This window comes from Priestia sp. 40 (genome assembly GCF_049368575.1).
GTDB lineage: Bacteria > Bacillota > Bacilli > Bacillales > Bacillaceae_H > Priestia > Priestia zanthoxyli.
The window spans coordinates 1-16,130 of the sequence record NZ_JBMPZA010000010.1 but is presented as its reverse complement, the minus strand read 5'-3'; the positions used below and the strand labels follow the sequence as shown (position 1 = coordinate 16,130).

Annotated in this window: 22 protein-coding genes; 11 read left to right on the top strand and 11 right to left on the bottom strand. The window is 33.8% G+C overall.

All coding sequences use genetic code 11. The annotated features are described in order from the left end of the window. Together ACO1DI_RS12535 and ACO1DI_RS12530 are read left to right on the top strand one after the other, a co-directional pair. Window positions 1-1,273 (top strand): phage major capsid protein (locus ACO1DI_RS12535; protein ID WP_423145338.1); only part of this gene is annotated, 1,273 nt, incomplete at its 5' end. 71 nt (window positions 1,274-1,344) lie between these two features. After that, window positions 1,345-2,229, top strand: a complete 885-nt coding sequence (locus ACO1DI_RS12530) for a phage major capsid protein (RefSeq protein ID WP_423145337.1) — start codon at window positions 1,345-1,347, stop codon at window positions 2,227-2,229. Between the two features lie 960 nt (window positions 2,230-3,189). Here ACO1DI_RS12530 and ACO1DI_RS12525 read toward each other — a convergent pair. From ACO1DI_RS12525 to ACO1DI_RS12505, 5 genes are all read right to left on the bottom strand, one after another. Beyond that, entirely contained in the window at window positions 3,190-3,705 is a 516-nt protein-coding gene (locus tag ACO1DI_RS12525) for a DUF3967 domain-containing protein (RefSeq protein WP_423145336.1), read from the bottom strand. Between the two features lie 75 nt (window positions 3,706-3,780). Then, on the bottom strand, window positions 3,781-4,701 hold the full coding sequence (locus ACO1DI_RS12520) for a hypothetical protein (protein WP_423145335.1): 921 nt from the start codon (window positions 4,699-4,701) through the stop codon (window positions 3,781-3,783). A 273-nt stretch (window positions 4,702-4,974) separates the two neighbouring features. Then, entirely contained in the window at window positions 4,975-5,406 is a 432-nt protein-coding gene (locus ACO1DI_RS12515; protein ID WP_423145339.1) for a hypothetical protein, read from the bottom strand. Further along, the gene (locus tag ACO1DI_RS12510; RefSeq protein WP_423145334.1) at window positions 5,387-5,662 is read right to left on the bottom strand and encodes a ribbon-helix-helix protein, CopG family; all 276 of its coding nucleotides are present in this window, start codon (window positions 5,660-5,662) and stop codon (window positions 5,387-5,389) included. Before ACO1DI_RS12510 ends, ACO1DI_RS12515 begins: the two co-directional genes overlap by 20 nt. Window positions 5,663-5,940: 278 nt before the next feature. Beyond that, window positions 5,941-6,315, bottom strand: a complete 375-nt coding sequence (locus ACO1DI_RS12505) for a helix-turn-helix transcriptional regulator (RefSeq protein ID WP_423145333.1) — start codon at window positions 6,313-6,315, stop codon at window positions 5,941-5,943. A gap of 161 nt (window positions 6,316-6,476) precedes the next feature. Between ACO1DI_RS12505 and ACO1DI_RS12500 the strand changes: the two genes are divergently transcribed. Next, window positions 6,477-6,722, top strand: coding sequence for a helix-turn-helix domain-containing protein (locus tag ACO1DI_RS12500; protein WP_423145332.1), 246 nt, complete (start codon window positions 6,477-6,479; stop codon window positions 6,720-6,722). Window positions 6,723-6,768: 46 nt separating this feature from the next. Here the strand turns inward: ACO1DI_RS12500 and ACO1DI_RS12495 are convergent, their stop codons facing one another. The 6 genes from ACO1DI_RS12495 to ACO1DI_RS12470 all read right to left on the bottom strand — a co-directional run bounded on the left by ACO1DI_RS12495 (window position 6,769) and on the right by ACO1DI_RS12470 (window position 10,225). After that, window positions 6,769-7,236 (bottom strand): hypothetical protein, encoded by a 468-nt coding sequence (locus tag ACO1DI_RS12495; protein WP_423145331.1) that lies wholly within the window; start codon window positions 7,234-7,236, stop codon window positions 6,769-6,771. Between the two features lie 99 nt (window positions 7,237-7,335). Further along, entirely contained in the window at window positions 7,336-8,097 is a 762-nt protein-coding gene (locus ACO1DI_RS12490; protein ID WP_423145330.1) for a hypothetical protein, read from the bottom strand. Window positions 8,098-8,225: 128 nt separating this feature from the next. Continuing rightward, window positions 8,226-8,471: a hypothetical protein gene (locus tag ACO1DI_RS12485; RefSeq protein ID WP_423145329.1), complete on the bottom strand. Its 246-nt coding sequence runs from the start codon at window positions 8,469-8,471 to the stop codon at window positions 8,226-8,228. A 326-nt stretch (window positions 8,472-8,797) separates the two neighbouring features. Next, complete coding sequence (locus tag ACO1DI_RS12480) at window positions 8,798-9,220, bottom strand: hypothetical protein (protein WP_423145328.1); 423 nt, start codon at window positions 9,218-9,220, stop codon at window positions 8,798-8,800. 296 nt (window positions 9,221-9,516) lie between these two features. Beyond that, complete coding sequence (locus ACO1DI_RS12475) at window positions 9,517-9,732, bottom strand: hypothetical protein (RefSeq protein WP_423145327.1); 216 nt, start codon at window positions 9,730-9,732, stop codon at window positions 9,517-9,519. 241 nt (window positions 9,733-9,973) lie between these two features. Continuing rightward, window positions 9,974-10,225 carry a hypothetical protein gene (locus tag ACO1DI_RS12470; RefSeq protein ID WP_423145326.1) on the bottom strand — a complete coding sequence of 84 codons (252 nt, stop codon included), beginning with the start codon at window positions 10,223-10,225 and terminating at the stop codon, window positions 9,974-9,976. A gap of 345 nt (window positions 10,226-10,570) precedes the next feature. On the opposite strand from ACO1DI_RS12470, the gene ACO1DI_RS12465 reads away from it, so the two are divergent. The 8 genes from ACO1DI_RS12465 to ACO1DI_RS12430 form a co-directional block, all read left to right on the top strand. After that, entirely contained in the window at window positions 10,571-12,289 is a 1,719-nt protein-coding gene (locus ACO1DI_RS12465) for a DEAD/DEAH box helicase (protein ID WP_423145325.1), read from the top strand. 428 nt (window positions 12,290-12,717) lie between these two features. Continuing rightward, entirely contained in the window at window positions 12,718-13,182 is a 465-nt protein-coding gene (locus tag ACO1DI_RS12460) for a hypothetical protein (protein ID WP_423145324.1), read from the top strand. 47 nt (window positions 13,183-13,229) lie between these two features. Then, a complete protein-coding gene (locus tag ACO1DI_RS12455; RefSeq protein ID WP_423145323.1) occupies window positions 13,230-13,490 on the top strand; it encodes a hypothetical protein in 261 nt (86 codons plus the stop codon). Next, complete coding sequence (locus ACO1DI_RS12450; protein WP_423145322.1) at window positions 13,483-13,764, top strand: hypothetical protein; 282 nt, start codon at window positions 13,483-13,485, stop codon at window positions 13,762-13,764. Before ACO1DI_RS12455 ends, ACO1DI_RS12450 begins: the two co-directional genes overlap by 8 nt. Further along, the gene (locus ACO1DI_RS12445) at window positions 13,761-14,432 is read left to right on the top strand and encodes a hypothetical protein (protein ID WP_423145321.1); all 672 of its coding nucleotides are present in this window, start codon (window positions 13,761-13,763) and stop codon (window positions 14,430-14,432) included. Before ACO1DI_RS12450 ends, ACO1DI_RS12445 begins: the two co-directional genes overlap by 4 nt. Next, window positions 14,429-14,827 (top strand): HNH endonuclease, encoded by a 399-nt coding sequence (locus tag ACO1DI_RS12440; protein ID WP_423145320.1) that lies wholly within the window; start codon window positions 14,429-14,431, stop codon window positions 14,825-14,827. The genes ACO1DI_RS12445 and ACO1DI_RS12440 overlap by 4 nt, the downstream gene beginning before the upstream one ends. A 433-nt stretch (window positions 14,828-15,260) precedes the next feature. Beyond that, window positions 15,261-15,500 (top strand): hypothetical protein, encoded by a 240-nt coding sequence (locus tag ACO1DI_RS12435; protein ID WP_423145319.1) that lies wholly within the window; start codon window positions 15,261-15,263, stop codon window positions 15,498-15,500. Between the two features lie 310 nt (window positions 15,501-15,810). Beyond that, window positions 15,811-16,130: HK97 family phage prohead protease (locus ACO1DI_RS12430; protein WP_423145318.1), on the top strand; the 320-nt coding region annotated here is incomplete at its 3' end.

Here is a 16,130-nt window from a genome sequence, read left to right as displayed (position 1 = left end):
GTTAATTAAAGAAGGCATTATTCAAAATATGTCATTCGGAATGTCAGTTCTTAAAGATGAATGGGAGAAACGTTCAGACGGTACTTACGAACGTTCAATTTCTGATTTGGCATTGTATGAGGTCTCTGCGGTGGAGTTCCCTGCTTACGTGCAGTCAACTATTCAAGCTACAAGATCCATTGAAATTATCGAAGAACCACAGATTAATATATCGGAGGAAAAACAAATGGTAACGCAAGTTAATTTAGATAAGTATCGCGACAAATTGGCATCTTTTGATAAGGTGACATCTAATAAAACGGAAAACAGAAATAAAGAAAATATGACACAAAAACAAGAAAGACGTGCGCTTGAACAATTTCTTCGCAATGAACAGGGCGAGGAACGCGCTATGTTAGCTGGCTCAGGCGCAGGAAGTATGTTAGTTCCAACACATATTCATGAAGAAGTTGTATTAAAAGTCCGTGAAACTGCTCCATTATTTGCTCGTACTCGTAATTTCACGCCTGTTAACGGTTCTTTAGAAATTCTGGCTGATGATGATATGGGTAGGGCTGCTTCATTCATCGGTGAAGGGTTAAACCTTACTTCTGACGATTTCACAATGAAAAAGGTACGTCTTGACCAAAAACGTGTAGGTACAGCTATTGAGATTTCTGAACAAACAATTAACGACTCAGGAATTGATATTGTTAATTATGCAACAAATCTTGTAGGTCGCAGATACGGTCAAACTGTCGATGAAAATATTTTAGTTGGTACAGGTGACGCAGATAAACAGTTCCAAGGAATTTTAATTGATTCACCTACAAATACAATCGAAACTACGACTGTAGCAGATTTACAAACAATCAATATGGACAAGCTTTTAGATTTTTATAATTCATTACACGAAGATTTTCACGGTGATGCAATTTGGGTTATGAGTCGTAAAGCATTCAATTATATTGTCAAATTAAAACAAAGTAACGGTGACTTGCACATGGTGCCTGATATTAAAGAAAACGTACCATATGAACTTTTAGGACACCCAGTGTATATAAGTCAAGCTATGGACGACTTGTCTTTAAATCCAAGTAAGAAATTGATTGTATTGGGCAACTTTTTTGAAGGTTACGCAACAATGACCAAAAAAGGTGCAAAGTTCCGTCATATTACGGACGATACGACACAAGCTTTACGTGGCTCGCAATTACTAATGCTTGACGGTTACATGGACGGTAAAATTCTAAATCCGCAAGCATTCAAAACTATGTCCGTTACAAACATTTAAAACTACGAAGCTCAGTATTAACTGGGCTTTTTATTTTCAGAAAATTCTGATATCAAAGGAGATTTTTTATTATGGCAACAACAACTAGTCCGGCGAATATGGGACCCAATGTATTAATTAAATCCATTTCAGACACAATTCTTGAAATCGCGAAAACAGGTGGTTCTGTAGCATCATTCACCAATATTTTTCAAGCTAATGGCGAATATAAATTCCTTGCTAATATGGGATATACACCTGCTAAAATCGTAGCTGAAATGGCAAATGTATCAACTACAGACCCCAACTTTAAAGAAGTTAAATTACGTCAAAAACGAATGGCATCTGCTATTGAAATTACACAAAACGCACTAGGAATGGCGATTCAGCCTACATTTAATAATCATGTCAAAAATTTGTTAACTTACAATGTTTTGTTAGGTATCGAAGAAGACATGTTTAATACAGGTGACGCAAATGGAACAATTGGATTACAAAACATTTTACTTCACAATGCTGGAACAAATAAATTGGAAGACATTAATGTTGTTACAGGATCATCTACAGCAATTGCTTATGATGATTTGTGGAAAGCATACATTCAACTAACTAAACAACCTAAAAGTCTTGAAGGCGCTATGTTAGTAGTTGAAGACGTTTCAAAGATTTCTTCAATTGTTGATGGCTCAGGTGCTTCCATTTTGAAATATGATAACGTGCCTACTGGCGCAATTGGTCGTGTATTTGGTTTACCCGTATACAAAGTAAACGCATTTACTTCTGGTCAAAAAGTTGGAGCTGTATTCATCAATCCATTCCAAGCATATGCTGTTTCAATTGCTAAAGATGCAGAAGTAAAACAAATCAAAGGCGACACAATCCAAGAATATAAAAAATCTTCAATTTCACTTGGAGAAATTTATATTGATGGTAAAGTCGTAAACCCACGAGCAATTGTAATCGTTAAAACAACGTAAAACCAATATTTTAGTAGATAACGTTCCGTGCGAGATCATGGAACGTTATTTATGTTACTTGAAGTTAGCAACCTGTATTGAATTTGCGTATATATTTTGGGCGATATACTGACGTAATAAAAATCAATGCAGCTTGGTGACTTTAAATACATGATTTGCATAATACTTGACTGGCCTTTGTTTTTTCGTGCCTAAAACGAGGGATATTATGAAATCAAACCTTAAAGAAACCATAAGTTTAATGGAGAAAACCTTCTGAAGTACCATTAAACAATTATCCGTGTTTATATTTATATCGGTTGGCATTGCTTGTCTGTCCTTTACAAACCACCTAGTTTAATTACTGGGTGGTCATTTTTTTTTGGTTTCTTTCCTTACACCAAAAACTAACGGAGTACAATAGTAGTAAGAAAGGTGGTGAAACAATGCCTATTTCATACATTCATTTATTTGGTTTTACCTAGCAATCATATTCGTGGTTGTTTTTATGTCAATTTTACAACCAATTATTGCATATTTGAGACGTTGCAGAAATGACATATGCAACCTTTTTAGATATTTTTTACATATTTTTGATACTCCCACCCATTTTGAATATTAATATTCAAAAGACAAGTTGACCTATAGTTGAACCCAATTCTGCAACGGTATCAATTCTATAACAGAAGTTGAACTTAAGTAAGACTATTTGATACCGAATAAATTATAACTTCAACTCACGTTCAACTTACGTTAGGTAAATGTATGAACAGACTTCTAAAATAGCTGTTACACCATTTACACAAGCTGATGACAAATTATCGTTTTTTCTACAAGGTGTGTAAATATTAAAACATACTCGAAGGAAATAAAATAGCATTTACACAGGAATAAATGTAACAAATGGCGTTCATTATGTATGGAGTTTATAAACGCCATTAGCTGTATGTATGCTACATTCCTATGTAAATATTTTGATATTTATGACCAAAATTTCCACCACGGCTTTTTATTGTCGTGTGTGGATGCGAGCATTTTCTTAACGTCTTGAAGTTCGCGCATGACGTTCATGAGCGCTTTGTCTCGTTCGTCATTACGCGCTTTGTCTCGTTCTTGAAGCTCCTCACGTATTATATTCCGTACATCGTCCAAAGAGAACATCGGTTGTGTTTGTTCGGCTGGAACGAGGGGCGCTTGCTCATGTTGTTCTTCCTTCTGTTCTACAAGAACGACCCCCGTTCTCGCCTTGTCTAGCGCGATTTTAGCCCCGTCTTTGAGTGATTTTTTCTTATTACGGATTTCATTTTTCATGTGTTTTAAAATATCAATATCACGTTGTAAAAATGCACGACTTTCTTGTTCGCCTTTCGTGAACGAGTACTCGTTCTTTTCCAATTCTAAGCACCATTTACGTAATGTGCTTTGACCTACTTCAAGTTGTTCAGCAACTTCATGTGTCCAATATGCACGTTCTTCATTTTCTATCACGTTCTTCACCCCGTTCATGCTTGCTCATGTTGTATGTAATTCGTTATAGAACGATGATAACCTTTTTTTTATTCCAAGTTCAATTTATTCTTCATCATCATTTAAGAAATTGTAAAATAACATACTACTGTTTCCAAATTTATCAGAGAGATCAAGTTGCCCATTTTTCAATTGACTTTTATACAACGTATTCTGTAAACACGTTCTAAGGTACGCACCAAAATTATCAACGTTCTTTTTCTTTTTAGCTTCTTCAACTACTCGTAAACAAAGAGATTTGTTCATGCCTTTAGACATAAATTCAGAACATAATTTATGAATGATTTCGTCCTGAGAAATTTTAATTGAATTAGTAGATTGATTGTTAACCGCCTTTTTCTTGTTAACAATATCTTTATCTTTTATTTTTGATGTTTTATTAGTATTTATTATTTCCGTGACCTTTTGTACAGGCTGGTCTTCACCTTTCGGCATATCAAGTTCTTCCCTTTTGTCAAAGCTGGTCATATCAATGGTTGCTGACGTTTCATCTTCTGAAATCGTTGATATGTTCAGGTTTTCCCTTTCGGCAATGCTTGGTTTTACCTCATCATTTTTATCTTGCAACTCATTCATTAAATTGTTTACAAGCTTGTCTATAACAATGTGAAAATATTTAACTGCTGGCAGACCTTTTAACTTTGTTTCTATGTAACCAGCTCGTTCAAGCTCCTTGATTGCCTTGGCTTGTTGTTTATATGATAATGCGGTATATTCCGTTAATTTTTCAGAAGTTATGTAGAAATGGTTTTTACCGTCAATATTTGTTAATTCATCTCGGTTTTCAAAATAACTGTAGCTGGAACATAGTTGACCAAAAATAATTGATCCGTTTACCGATACCTCGTGAGCAATTTCACGGTTGTACATTACAAAGCCATCACCTGATAATAGTTTCATTAAATTCATAATTTTCCATACCTCCAACGGTTGAATTTTTGTTGGAGTACCCGTATAATTAAACATAACTAAATAAACGTACTTTTTTAGAGGGTACACCAAACCTGAGACAAGGACTCCACTCCTTGTCTCTTATTTTGTATTATATCAAAGAAAATTGTCAGATTGATAGAGAGCAAAAAAAATCGAATTTGCATAGGTCAGCATTTGATTTTTATTACATACACATACATTTGTATATGAAACTCGTAAAAACGTCCTACGCGGGAAACTAGTGCGCCTAGTGATGTTCTGCATATTGGTCACCTCCTTAAAGAAAAAGACCGCCATAAATGACAGTCAATCGTTTAATGCTAGTTGCTCCAGTCGTTTTTGTCGTTGTTCTTCAATTCTCTTCTCCACACATTCCCAAGCATATTTCGTTGCGTCCTTTCCGTAATCCGTAGTAAACACGCCTTGCCAGTTATGATGATAATAAGCTCCGTTTAAAAGTTCCACAGCTATTTGAATATTTTTATCCGCATGATTTACTCCTAGTTGTAACTTTTTAAGTTCCCTTTTCAAATCATTCGTTAGCTCATTGGAAACAGTTTGTGTGATTTTTTGCAACGACCATTCTTTGTTTTGCAGTTCATTGTACTTCTGGCAAATTTCTTCAATAGCTTCGCCTGGGAAGCGCTTTTTATATTTAATCATGTAATCTTCGATAAACTGGTTTGTTTCATCATCAAGTGAAATCATACGCCTATGCTTAGTTGAGTTTGAGTTCATCAATGTTCACTTCCTCCATCATTTCTTTTAAAATTTCATTCATGTTCTCTGCTGATCTCGCAAAACGTTCCATCATGATTGTATTGGTTTCAATCAAATGTGTGAGTCGAGCTTCACGTTCAGATTGTTCACGGAAGTTTGCCATGTATTCGAGGTAACTTTTTAAAAATTCTTGTCGGGAACGTCCCTGCTCTTTTGCGATTTCATCAATTTTTTTTACTGTGGCCTTATCAATATTCCTCAAAAAAATGTTCATTAAAATGCTTCCTCCTTTGAATTGGAAAATTACCATAAAGAAAAAATTAAGAGCATAAGGAAAATTTGATATCACGTGGTCGTGATATGTTGGGCAAAGCCCAACGATTCAACGTTTTTAACCCAAAAGTAGTGATATCAAAATTTTTTCCAATGTGTCGAGCTGGTGAATACATGCTGTAAAGCCAGTGATTATATAAAAGTTGAACTGGTCAATACATGCTGTTGATGTGGAGCTTATATGGTGTCCACTCACGGTGCCCATGACTTTTTTACTTTTTATGAAATGTGTACGAGCTTCTGAGGTGATTCTTGGTGGATTTTTTGGTGTGGCTCTTGGTGGATTTGTTGAAATTTTTCGACTGCTGCTTTGATGTTTTTAACGCCTAACTTTTTGCAAATGTCCTTACGTTGTTGTGAAATTGTACTGCGTTCTTTGAACAACCACTCAGCCATTTTTGATGATGAAAGACCGTCTAAAGCAAGCTCAAATACTTCACGTTCTGACCGTGTAAATTGCGCTAGGAACAATTTCTCTTTTAAGATTTTACATTCTTCCTCGACTTGTTTTAAACGCGCTACCTCGTCAAATAACTCGTTAGCCATACCCAAAACATTTTCAATACCCATTAACAATTTTTCAGCTTTTTCCATCTCTACCAGCTCCTTTATATGTTAAAATGAATTAAATAATTTAGTATTAACACGTTTACTGAGCCGACACGGTAAACGAGCCAACCTGTTGACTTAATGTTAGCACCGTACATAATGAAAAGTCAATAAATTATTGAATTTTTTTGAGAAGGAGGTCAATTTTGGAGAACGTAAAATTACAATGTCATTTAAAAAAATATTTAGATGAACATGAAATTTCTGTAAGGAAATTGTCCGAAGAAATCAATGAAAGGCGCGATACAATAAACGATTTGGCGAACAATCGTGATATGAATAACAGGCGAATACCAGCTAGTCTATTAGCAAAATTAATGACATATTTTGACGTAACTTTGGACGATTTGTTTACATTAATTGAAGATGAAACGGAAAAAAAGACGACCTAAAAAGATCGTCTTTTTCTATAAATTTATTCAAGTATACCGTATGTTGTTATTGGTTAACTCCATCATATGCTTCAAAAACTTCTTCAGGAATTTCTCCATGTCGATAAACTTTTCCATTCATAATTTCAATCAATTTATAAGGAAGCAATTCAGGACAAGCTTTGTTAAAAGCTCGTGTGTAACCTTTGACACTACGATTAGGTGATAATAACATTTTTGGGTTTAAATCGTAGTTAGCAACAAAATCTGTTGTTGTATGCCATGGTTTGTGAACTAAGATTGTGCAGTTACTAAAATATTCCGCAGACATACAAAAATCTTCAAAACGGTTTCCAACAAGATAACCGAACACTTCCTCAATTGTGTCATTATTTTTGTTTGAAGCTCCATCGGTAGCATCTGTTCGTACAATGATTAAGTTGTTAAGTTCACCGTTGTAATACACGGCGTTTTCTCCGTCAACTGCGATTTGATTAAATTCTGTTCCTTCAAGACCTAATGTAATTTTTTTCATGATAAAATTCCTCCAAAAGTTTAATTTTTTAAATTGAAAATATATATTCAAAATATTCAATCTTTTTAACAGGGAGCCCTTACGAGCTCCATGTTTTAATCAAAAATCAGGAATGTCTACACATTTTGAATCTGTTTTTCCAAAACCTTCAAGTTCATAGACTTGTTGTGTAATATAATTGACGATACTTTCAACAGATTTACTTTTAAATACAATACCTTCATCATTTAAAGTTACATAAATTTGACGGTCAGTTTGTAGTCCAATTTCAATTTGAATAGATTCGTCAAAAACGTTAGCATATTCAAATAACAGTACGCTATTAAACACGGCAAATTCGGTTTCATAATAATTTTTGGGAATGTCACTGTCAATAATACCAATTAATACCTCAGCAAGTTTCTTTTGTCTGCCGTATTTGAAATCTGTAATTTCTTTTTCTTTAGCAATTTTGTGAGCAGTTTTTACAAGATCAAATTCGATTAAATTTAACATTGTATTAACGGAATCAATTTCTTTATCATTCATAAGCAATTTATTATTCGCAAAACTGACATATGTTGTTTTAGAAATGTCTTCATAGAAACTGGCAATTATAGATTTTCCAGATTCAAATTCAAATTCGAAATAATGACTTATGTTAAAATTCTTATCAGCATTAAATTGTTCAATCGTTTCATGTAATTCAAGCCATTTATTAACGTGTTCTTCGGTTTTAAAATAACCTTCTTCAATAAGACCAACTGTTTCTATTTTCTTTAGCAACATTGTTCTTTCATATTCTGATAAAGAAGAAGAAACTTCTCTTTGCATTTTGATTTCGTTTTTTAATTTAGCTAATACTTGTTCGATGTTTTTCATTTTAATTTCCTCCGAAAGTTTAATTTTTTTTAAATTTTTTGTGTGCGATTTGTTATCACTTAGTTATTTTACTGTGAAGTTCATTAACTGTAAGGATAATTAAGTGAAAATTCTGAAAAATATTTACGTCATGATTTCATTTCTAAAGGCGTAAACGATTCGTGCCATAAATGAAATACCGAGGTGTAGCTTTTTTTGGGTTTATACTCATTTTCAATCAGAAATTGATTCAAACGTTGGTGACAATCTCGTTGTGAAATATTGATTTCAGCTTTGTACCAGTGAATGAATTTTTTCATCAAATATACTTCACGGTGTTTTTTCTTCCAATTTTTCAATACGGATTTTTCATAATCCGTCAATGTTATATTCATCGGATTACCTCCGTTTGTTTTTCATTACACGGATATTATACTGTTAAAAATCCGATTTGCAGTCAGCAACTGAAATTTATTTAAATTATTTTTCACTGCGTTCTGCGATTACACAACTATTGTATTATGTATCTGATTTTTGTAAGGCAGAAGATCAAAATTTATTTAAAAAATTTCTCGGAAGTTAATTTCTTCATTAAGTGAATGAAAAAATCAAATGCGTAAGAAAATGACCTCATAGATTGACGCATACGGAACGTTTTGAAGTATCTGAATATCATCAATTATGAAATGATAAAAATGCGTCAAGACGAAAGCTAATACGTTTAAACGACAACACCGTGTTTTAAGTCGTTTAGATATTCTTTTTTATGTAATAGCTTACGTCTTTTCATCCAAGCTTCTTCTTCTCTAAAATGTTTGAACATTTCCTTAAGATAATTGTTTGAAATGCGATGTATATTATCAATAATTGTTTCAGCATATACGCGCTCGATTTTTTTCAATGCGACCTTGTGCAAATGTTCAGTAGTGGTATAAACAGGAAATAATATATAACCTTTATCACTGGTTTCAATTCGAAATGTCATTTTGCTTTGGTTTTTAGCTGAAACTAAAATGCTGATTTTGGAATTTGATGGAAGGATATCGTATTTCATGCCTTCTTCATCAAGTAGAGCAGTTAAATAAGAGAACTTTGTTAATTCATGTTCCATGTGTTTAGCTAATGCGTTTGCTAACGTTGTCATTTATACCGTACCTTTCTTGAACTGAATTGTTTTGGTTTGTATAAACGCATATTATTCCTAAAAACACACCTTGTCTATAGATTCAGGTCAAAATGAGCTTATTTCACCGTTTACGAACGTCAACAGCTTTGCGGTTTTTCTCAAGTCGTTCATAGTATTTTGCTCTCTTTTTTTTCTGTATGTCAACTTTATCCATTTCTTCAGTTCTTGGTACTAATGAACCACAAAAAACGATGTATCCGATAGCCGAATACATCAGGGTTACTGCCAAAGCAAGGGCGACAATTTGCACAAACCTACTTTTTACCATTTTCATAGTCCTTGTTTATGCGGTTACGTCTTGTAATGTAAAGCAGGTCTTCAATCAGCTTTTCATTGTCGTGGAACACAAAAACTTGGTACTTGGGATTGCGTTTGTTTCTCATTGTATGGTGAAGATCATTCCCAAGCTTAATTAAATCCATGGCGATGGACTTTTTGTAGATATTCTTCAATCGTTTTTCTTCTGTCATTTGTAACAGCTCCTTTGTAATTTCAAGGGTATCGCGAAACGCGAGGTCCTTTTATTTCAAGGTCTACGGTAAAATACCGTACACCTATTTATACAAAAACGTTGCATGTTATAACTTCGGTATTTATGGCCTGTATTAACGCGGTAGAGTTACCTCGGTAGATAATCATTACGTAATGCGGTTGTTTATAAAAACAGACAAGCCAATTAAAGCTTGTCCGTGTATAAGATGTACCAGCAACTCAACCTAACATTAAAACGTCTAATTGTTGCGCTGCCTTGTAATCGTACTTAGCAATATAATCAATTAAACTTCCACATTCTTTTTCCTTCAGCACTTCTGCTAATAATTCAAGATGTCCCAAAATGTAATACTTCCCACCAGCTTCACACATAACTTCAAGGAATTTATGAAAGATAATCTGTTCTTCTTTGCCTGCTGTTTTATACTTCATCAATGTTTCTACAGCATTTGTCATAAGCTCCTTATTCATTGTAATTCCCTCCGATTTCTGCAATTGTCTCTTTCATTAATTCCATGAAATAAATTTGAGTCATTAGGTCATTTGTGTACACCTTAGCTAGCTTTACGAGCATGTTTTCCATTGGTAATCACTCCTATTTAGTAAATATTACCAATTAATGATAAGACACTAGAAAATGGCTGACAAGACAAAATTTTCCCTTCATATAAATATCCTAAAATCGGCATTTTAGTAGGTCTTAACATATGTCATCAGGGAATATCGAGGGATTTTCAAATGGCTAGACTGACAGTAAAATTGCTGACAGTACAATAGATAATATGAAAGTTACTCCTATTGGAATGAGGAATTGAAATGAATTACTTAGCAGAAATACTATCAACGGAAGAAAAAGAAAATTTGTTTAAAATAAATGGTTTAAAGCTTTGCGTAGCTCCTACAGGTAGTGGAAAAACGTATTTGATCGTTGAGGAAATGAAAAACGAGTATCAAGCAATGAAAGCACCATTTGGGATGAAACGTGTATTGTTATTGGTCAATCGTTCCGCGCTATTAGAACAATATCTAAAGGCAATTGATGAAACATTTTTGCAAACATTTGAAAAAGATGGTTATTATGTCTACCGTAACTCGGTACATGTCTATAGCTATCAAACCGCACAAAAAAGAATTGATAAAGATGAAGAATTTCTAAAGGCGTTTGATTTAATTCTCATGGACGAAGCGCATTATTTTTTACAGGACTCATGGAATGGAACAACGGACGATGTATTTACACAAATCATTGAACGTTCTAAAGACATTCCTTGTACGATGTTCACAGCTACTCCAGAAGAACTGATTGATTATGTTAAAGTACGTGGCATTGAAATTGATAAAATAGATTATTCGCATGAACTTGGATTCAATGAACGAATTGAATGTATCACCACAAACAAGGACTTCAACGACATTATCAATGGCATTCCATTAACGGAAAAGTATATTTTGTTTGTGAACAACACGTATTCCAAAAATAAAATTGCTAACTTGGCAGATGAATTAACCACCGATTCACGTTGTGTCGGATTCTATCATTCAAAATGGTTCGGTAAAAATGGACAATTTTATATCATTACAGAAATGAACGCAAAATATCAAAATCTTGTGGAGCTTCATAAATTCGATGAAGACGGAGCAGTTGCAAACGCAGCTGTCGATAATGGAGTCGATTTTAAAGATGAAGACCTCAAGCATATCATTCTATTGGATCACTACGACCCTGTAACGATGAAACAAATGATAGGACGTAAACGGTTCAATATTAACAACCCTGACGATAAGCTCAAGGTTTGGGTAATCAATACAGACCGGACCTTTTTGAAACGTGAAAAAGAACAGGCTTTATCTCAAATTATGATGTACGAGGCATATAAAAATCTAAACGGTGGAGATTTCATTGAAGAATATGCAAGTCGTTTAAAACATGCTCAGCTAGTCGGTTCATCGAATAGTGAAACGGTTGAAAAATTACAAGATAAAATAGATGAACATGAATTAAATTCAACTGTTCCATGTATTAAAGTAAAAATGCACCGTGTAGATGGACACACGGATTTATTTACTCCTGTGTTTACTGTTAACTTCTGTTTGGTGTCAAAATCGTATTACCGATTAAATTACTTGAATCGCCTGTTAGATGCAAAAATCCAATTGAATGATGATATAAAAAACATGCCACTTCACAAGGTAATGGAACACGTTTTAAATGATATGGGTTACATGAACATTAGTGTTGACCATAAAAATCTGTATCATGAAAATCTTGCGAAAAAACAAACCATTGCTGAAAATATAGCTCGTCATTTAATTCCATTTCTTAATGGTCAATTGGGTAAACAAATGAACAAATCCACCTTTGAGGAGTTCAAAGAATATATGTTTGAAAAATTCGGTGTAAAAAATACAAAAGGCAAGAAACCTGGCATCAGTGTTATTAAATCATTCCTTGAAGAACATGGATTTTCTTTATTGTCTAAACAACAAGGAACTGAAAAAATACGATTATATTTTGTTATTAAAACAACAGTTTAATATTACCTCCTTAAAAACGGCATATACTATTCATTCACTATAAGAAGATGATTAGTAACCGACCTTTTTAAGGAGGTGTTTTATTTTATAAAAACAAACAAAACAAAAAATGACACATCGGACGAGCTTGTCTCGGACGGGGGATTGCTACCGCAATGCCCAATATGATTACTTTATATAATTATAGGCTATTTGCAGACAAGCTTAGCAATAGCCATTAGCTTGCGCTAATGTGATGTTTTCGCCTTTCGGCGATCTTGTGAAATTTAACAGAAGATAGGGTAGAAAGTACCTTTTTAAAAAAGATGCAAAAACATAGTTTATTGAAAGCGCTTTCACTGTACATATATATTAGGACGTTAAAAACGATACATATAAAACATTTTGAAAGTTAATATTCAAAAATAAACCAATGGAGGAAATTTATTATGACGAATTATATTGAAGACATTTTGACTAAAGATGAAGAAAAGATTTATACGGTGAACGTACCAAAAGACGTTGAAAGCATTAAAGTACATGCGAATGTTTCACCACATATTATCGAAGGACTAAAAGAACAGTTTCCTTATGAAGGAAATTTGAATGTTTATGACCATGTGAACGGTATTATCAGATTGCACAAAACGCCTCAAAATGAATGGGATAAACGAGAACAACATTTAAACGAAGCAAAACGACACGTGAAAATTGCTAATGAAATGGTACCATATGCTTATACGTCATATAACAGTTTATTAGATGATTATAATGATAAAAAAGAAATAGAATCGGTAACTAAAAATGACAGCGAGCTTACAATAACTGATTATGTTTGTATGACAACGGCGCTTATCGGAGTTGTTTGGGCAATTGTTTGGGGAATTGTAAGTTTAATTAAATTATTTGCTTAACATGAGTCACTTCGGTGGCTCTTATTTTTTTAGGAGGAAATTTTATAATGAGTGGATTTGGAATAACAAAAGAAAATATGATGGCTCATGAATTAGCAGCCATTTTCACAGAAAAAGGATATGTTCATGTTGTTGTAGATGCAACGGTGATTATCTCCAGTAACGGTATTGGAATTGAAATTGAAGCTGTAGACAGCATTTATATTATAAAAATCGGTAAACGGTCCTTTAGATGCAAATCTTTATACAATGCCATAAATAAGATTACAGATACTTTAGACAAACAAGGGAGTTATTATTATGCGTGAAATGAATGAAAACATCATTGAGCTATACAGAATTTTCTCGGCTATTTCGGTCGAAGCGCTTATTGAATACGGTATATCGGAACATGCGGAAGATCATGGATTTTATATGAGCATTCATGATAGAAACAACATCAAATTTGAATCAAAACGTTATCAACTACAATTTACTGTTTTAGATGGTCAATTTAAAGTTGCTTATGATTACAGAAATAAATTAAATGTAATGGATATGGAAAATAAAATTAAATTCAACGGAAGGAAGTTTGTATCATGAAATTAGAATTAATTACCCAAGCTTACAACGTACCCAATTTTGAGGAACAAGCAAATCAATTAACTTCTGCATTAAACAGTAAGGTGTTATTTAAAACAAAAGAAGATGAACAGCTTACGTACATCGGTTTTAAGTTGGCTTTAGACATGATTACTGACAACCCAAACCTAATTCAACCAACTTTATATAAAACAATGAAACAAGTCAAAAAGACATACAGTGATTTCAGTAGATTTACACGCGACTACCGAAAAATGAGCGCTATCAGTTTGGCTGTAAATTATTTATATAACATTAATATGCGTCATAAAACGTATGTTGAAAGTCAAGCTTATGCCGAAAGTCATTCCAAACAATATAAAGAGAATGAACGTATCGTAATGGAATTAGCAAATGATATTGCTCAAATGCTTGGTAAAACAGCGCAAGAAGTAGAAGGAACAGAAATCAAGAAATCTAAAAAATATGAGCCAGTTAAACGTAAACCAATTTGGGCGTTGAATATACAAGCTGGTTCAGCTACAGATACCAAACCTTTTATTGCAGGATATAAACAAAAAGATGTAGCTAAAGTTTTAGGTGTTAGTCGTGGCAGTATCAGCTCCGCATTACAAGACCCTTCGAGAATCGTTGGTGGCTATAGAATATGGAAGGGTGAAGCTTCATGAGTGGGTGGACAGTAACATGTTCATGCGGAAAGTTAGTTGATTACGGCACTACATGTAAATGTAGGAAGGTACAACGCACACAATATGCTAAAGATTATATCAAACGCAACCCTGAAAAGACTAAAGTAATTAGGTCTGGAAAGTGGAAAGCTTTCAGAAAGGAAGTTATTATACGAGACGGTGCTCATTGCCAACGGTGCATTCGTAAATATAACTTAATTACAACTAAAAGTTTAGAAGTTCATCATATTAAACCACGAGATAAATATCCCGAATTGACTTATGAACCAACGAATTGTGTAACTTTATGCAAGACGTGTAACTTGCAATTAGGAACCAAAGAACAATTAGACTTTCCTTTTGAAGCAAAAATAGAAAACGATTTTGTATTATAAAGCAGCTGTAATCAAATGCAGTTGCTTATTTATTTAAAGGAGATTACATGAATATATTATTTGAATTACTTGAATTAATAGCTGAGATATTATGCGATATAGATACAATAAAAGATTTAAAAAAGAAAAAGAAGCGCAAATAGATAGCCCCCTAACAACACCAAGAAAAAATAGCAGGGGGACTGCGAGTTACGGGGGACGGTTGTTAACACCAGACCTACCTGTTGGACTTCTGGCGTAAAAATTTTATTAGAATTACCTACCTGTTGAACTTTTTGGTCAAATTTTGCGTACCTAATCAACTTTTTTTGGTGCAAAACAAATTTGTCGGAGAAAAAAACTTAGAACTAGTTGATTATGCTATCACATCTATATATATAAGTTATAAGGGTACGAATCGTACCGATTTTATAAGGAATGGAGGTCATATTACATGGCATTTTTAGATGAAAGTTTAAGAAAAAACAAGATCATCAGTGATGACGAATTTTATAACATTTTGGCACGTATGGAGCTTCAAGAATTAAAAGAACGTGTGCAACATGATGAACAAAACAATGAAATTAAACTGACCATAAAACAAGCTTTGAACAAAGTCAATGAAATGTTGTCGGAATATAACCAACCACATCTTACATACGAATGGGCTAAAAAATGGTGGAGACGTTTTTGACAATTTCATAAAGTCGGAAGGTAGCAAGTTGCATTGTCGCAAAAAGATAGTAAATAGAAATTTAATTCATATGTTATTTTTGCCATAAATAACATAGAGCCTCTTATTTTTATGAAACGAACGGTCGCGACAATGTGACTTGGTGCCTTTTGGCATCAACATAGCATAGTTCTATGTTTTTGACATTTTTAATTCATGTGAGCTGAACGGAAATCGGCTCACCTCCTCTAACCGTACAGCAGTCACCATAACAGGTGACTGTTTTTTTTATTTATAAAAACAACTGAACTTACAAAGGTGGCACGACATTATGAAACAAGTAGAAATCCGATTTAAAGATATGGATTTAGAAACAAATAACGATGGCCTGAAGGTGTCGGGCTATGTAAATAAAACGAACCAATGGAGCCAAACACTCGGACAACGTAAAAAATTCGTAGAACGCATTCTTCCTGGCGCATTTCGTAAAGCATTACAAAACAAGAATGTAATCAACTTTTTGGCGGAACATGACAATACGAAGGTCCTTTCTTCCACAAAAAATGGTTCATTAATTTTGCGTGAGGACGAACAAGGGCTGTATATGGAAGCTCGTATTGCACCAACTTCATGGGGCAAAGACTACCATAC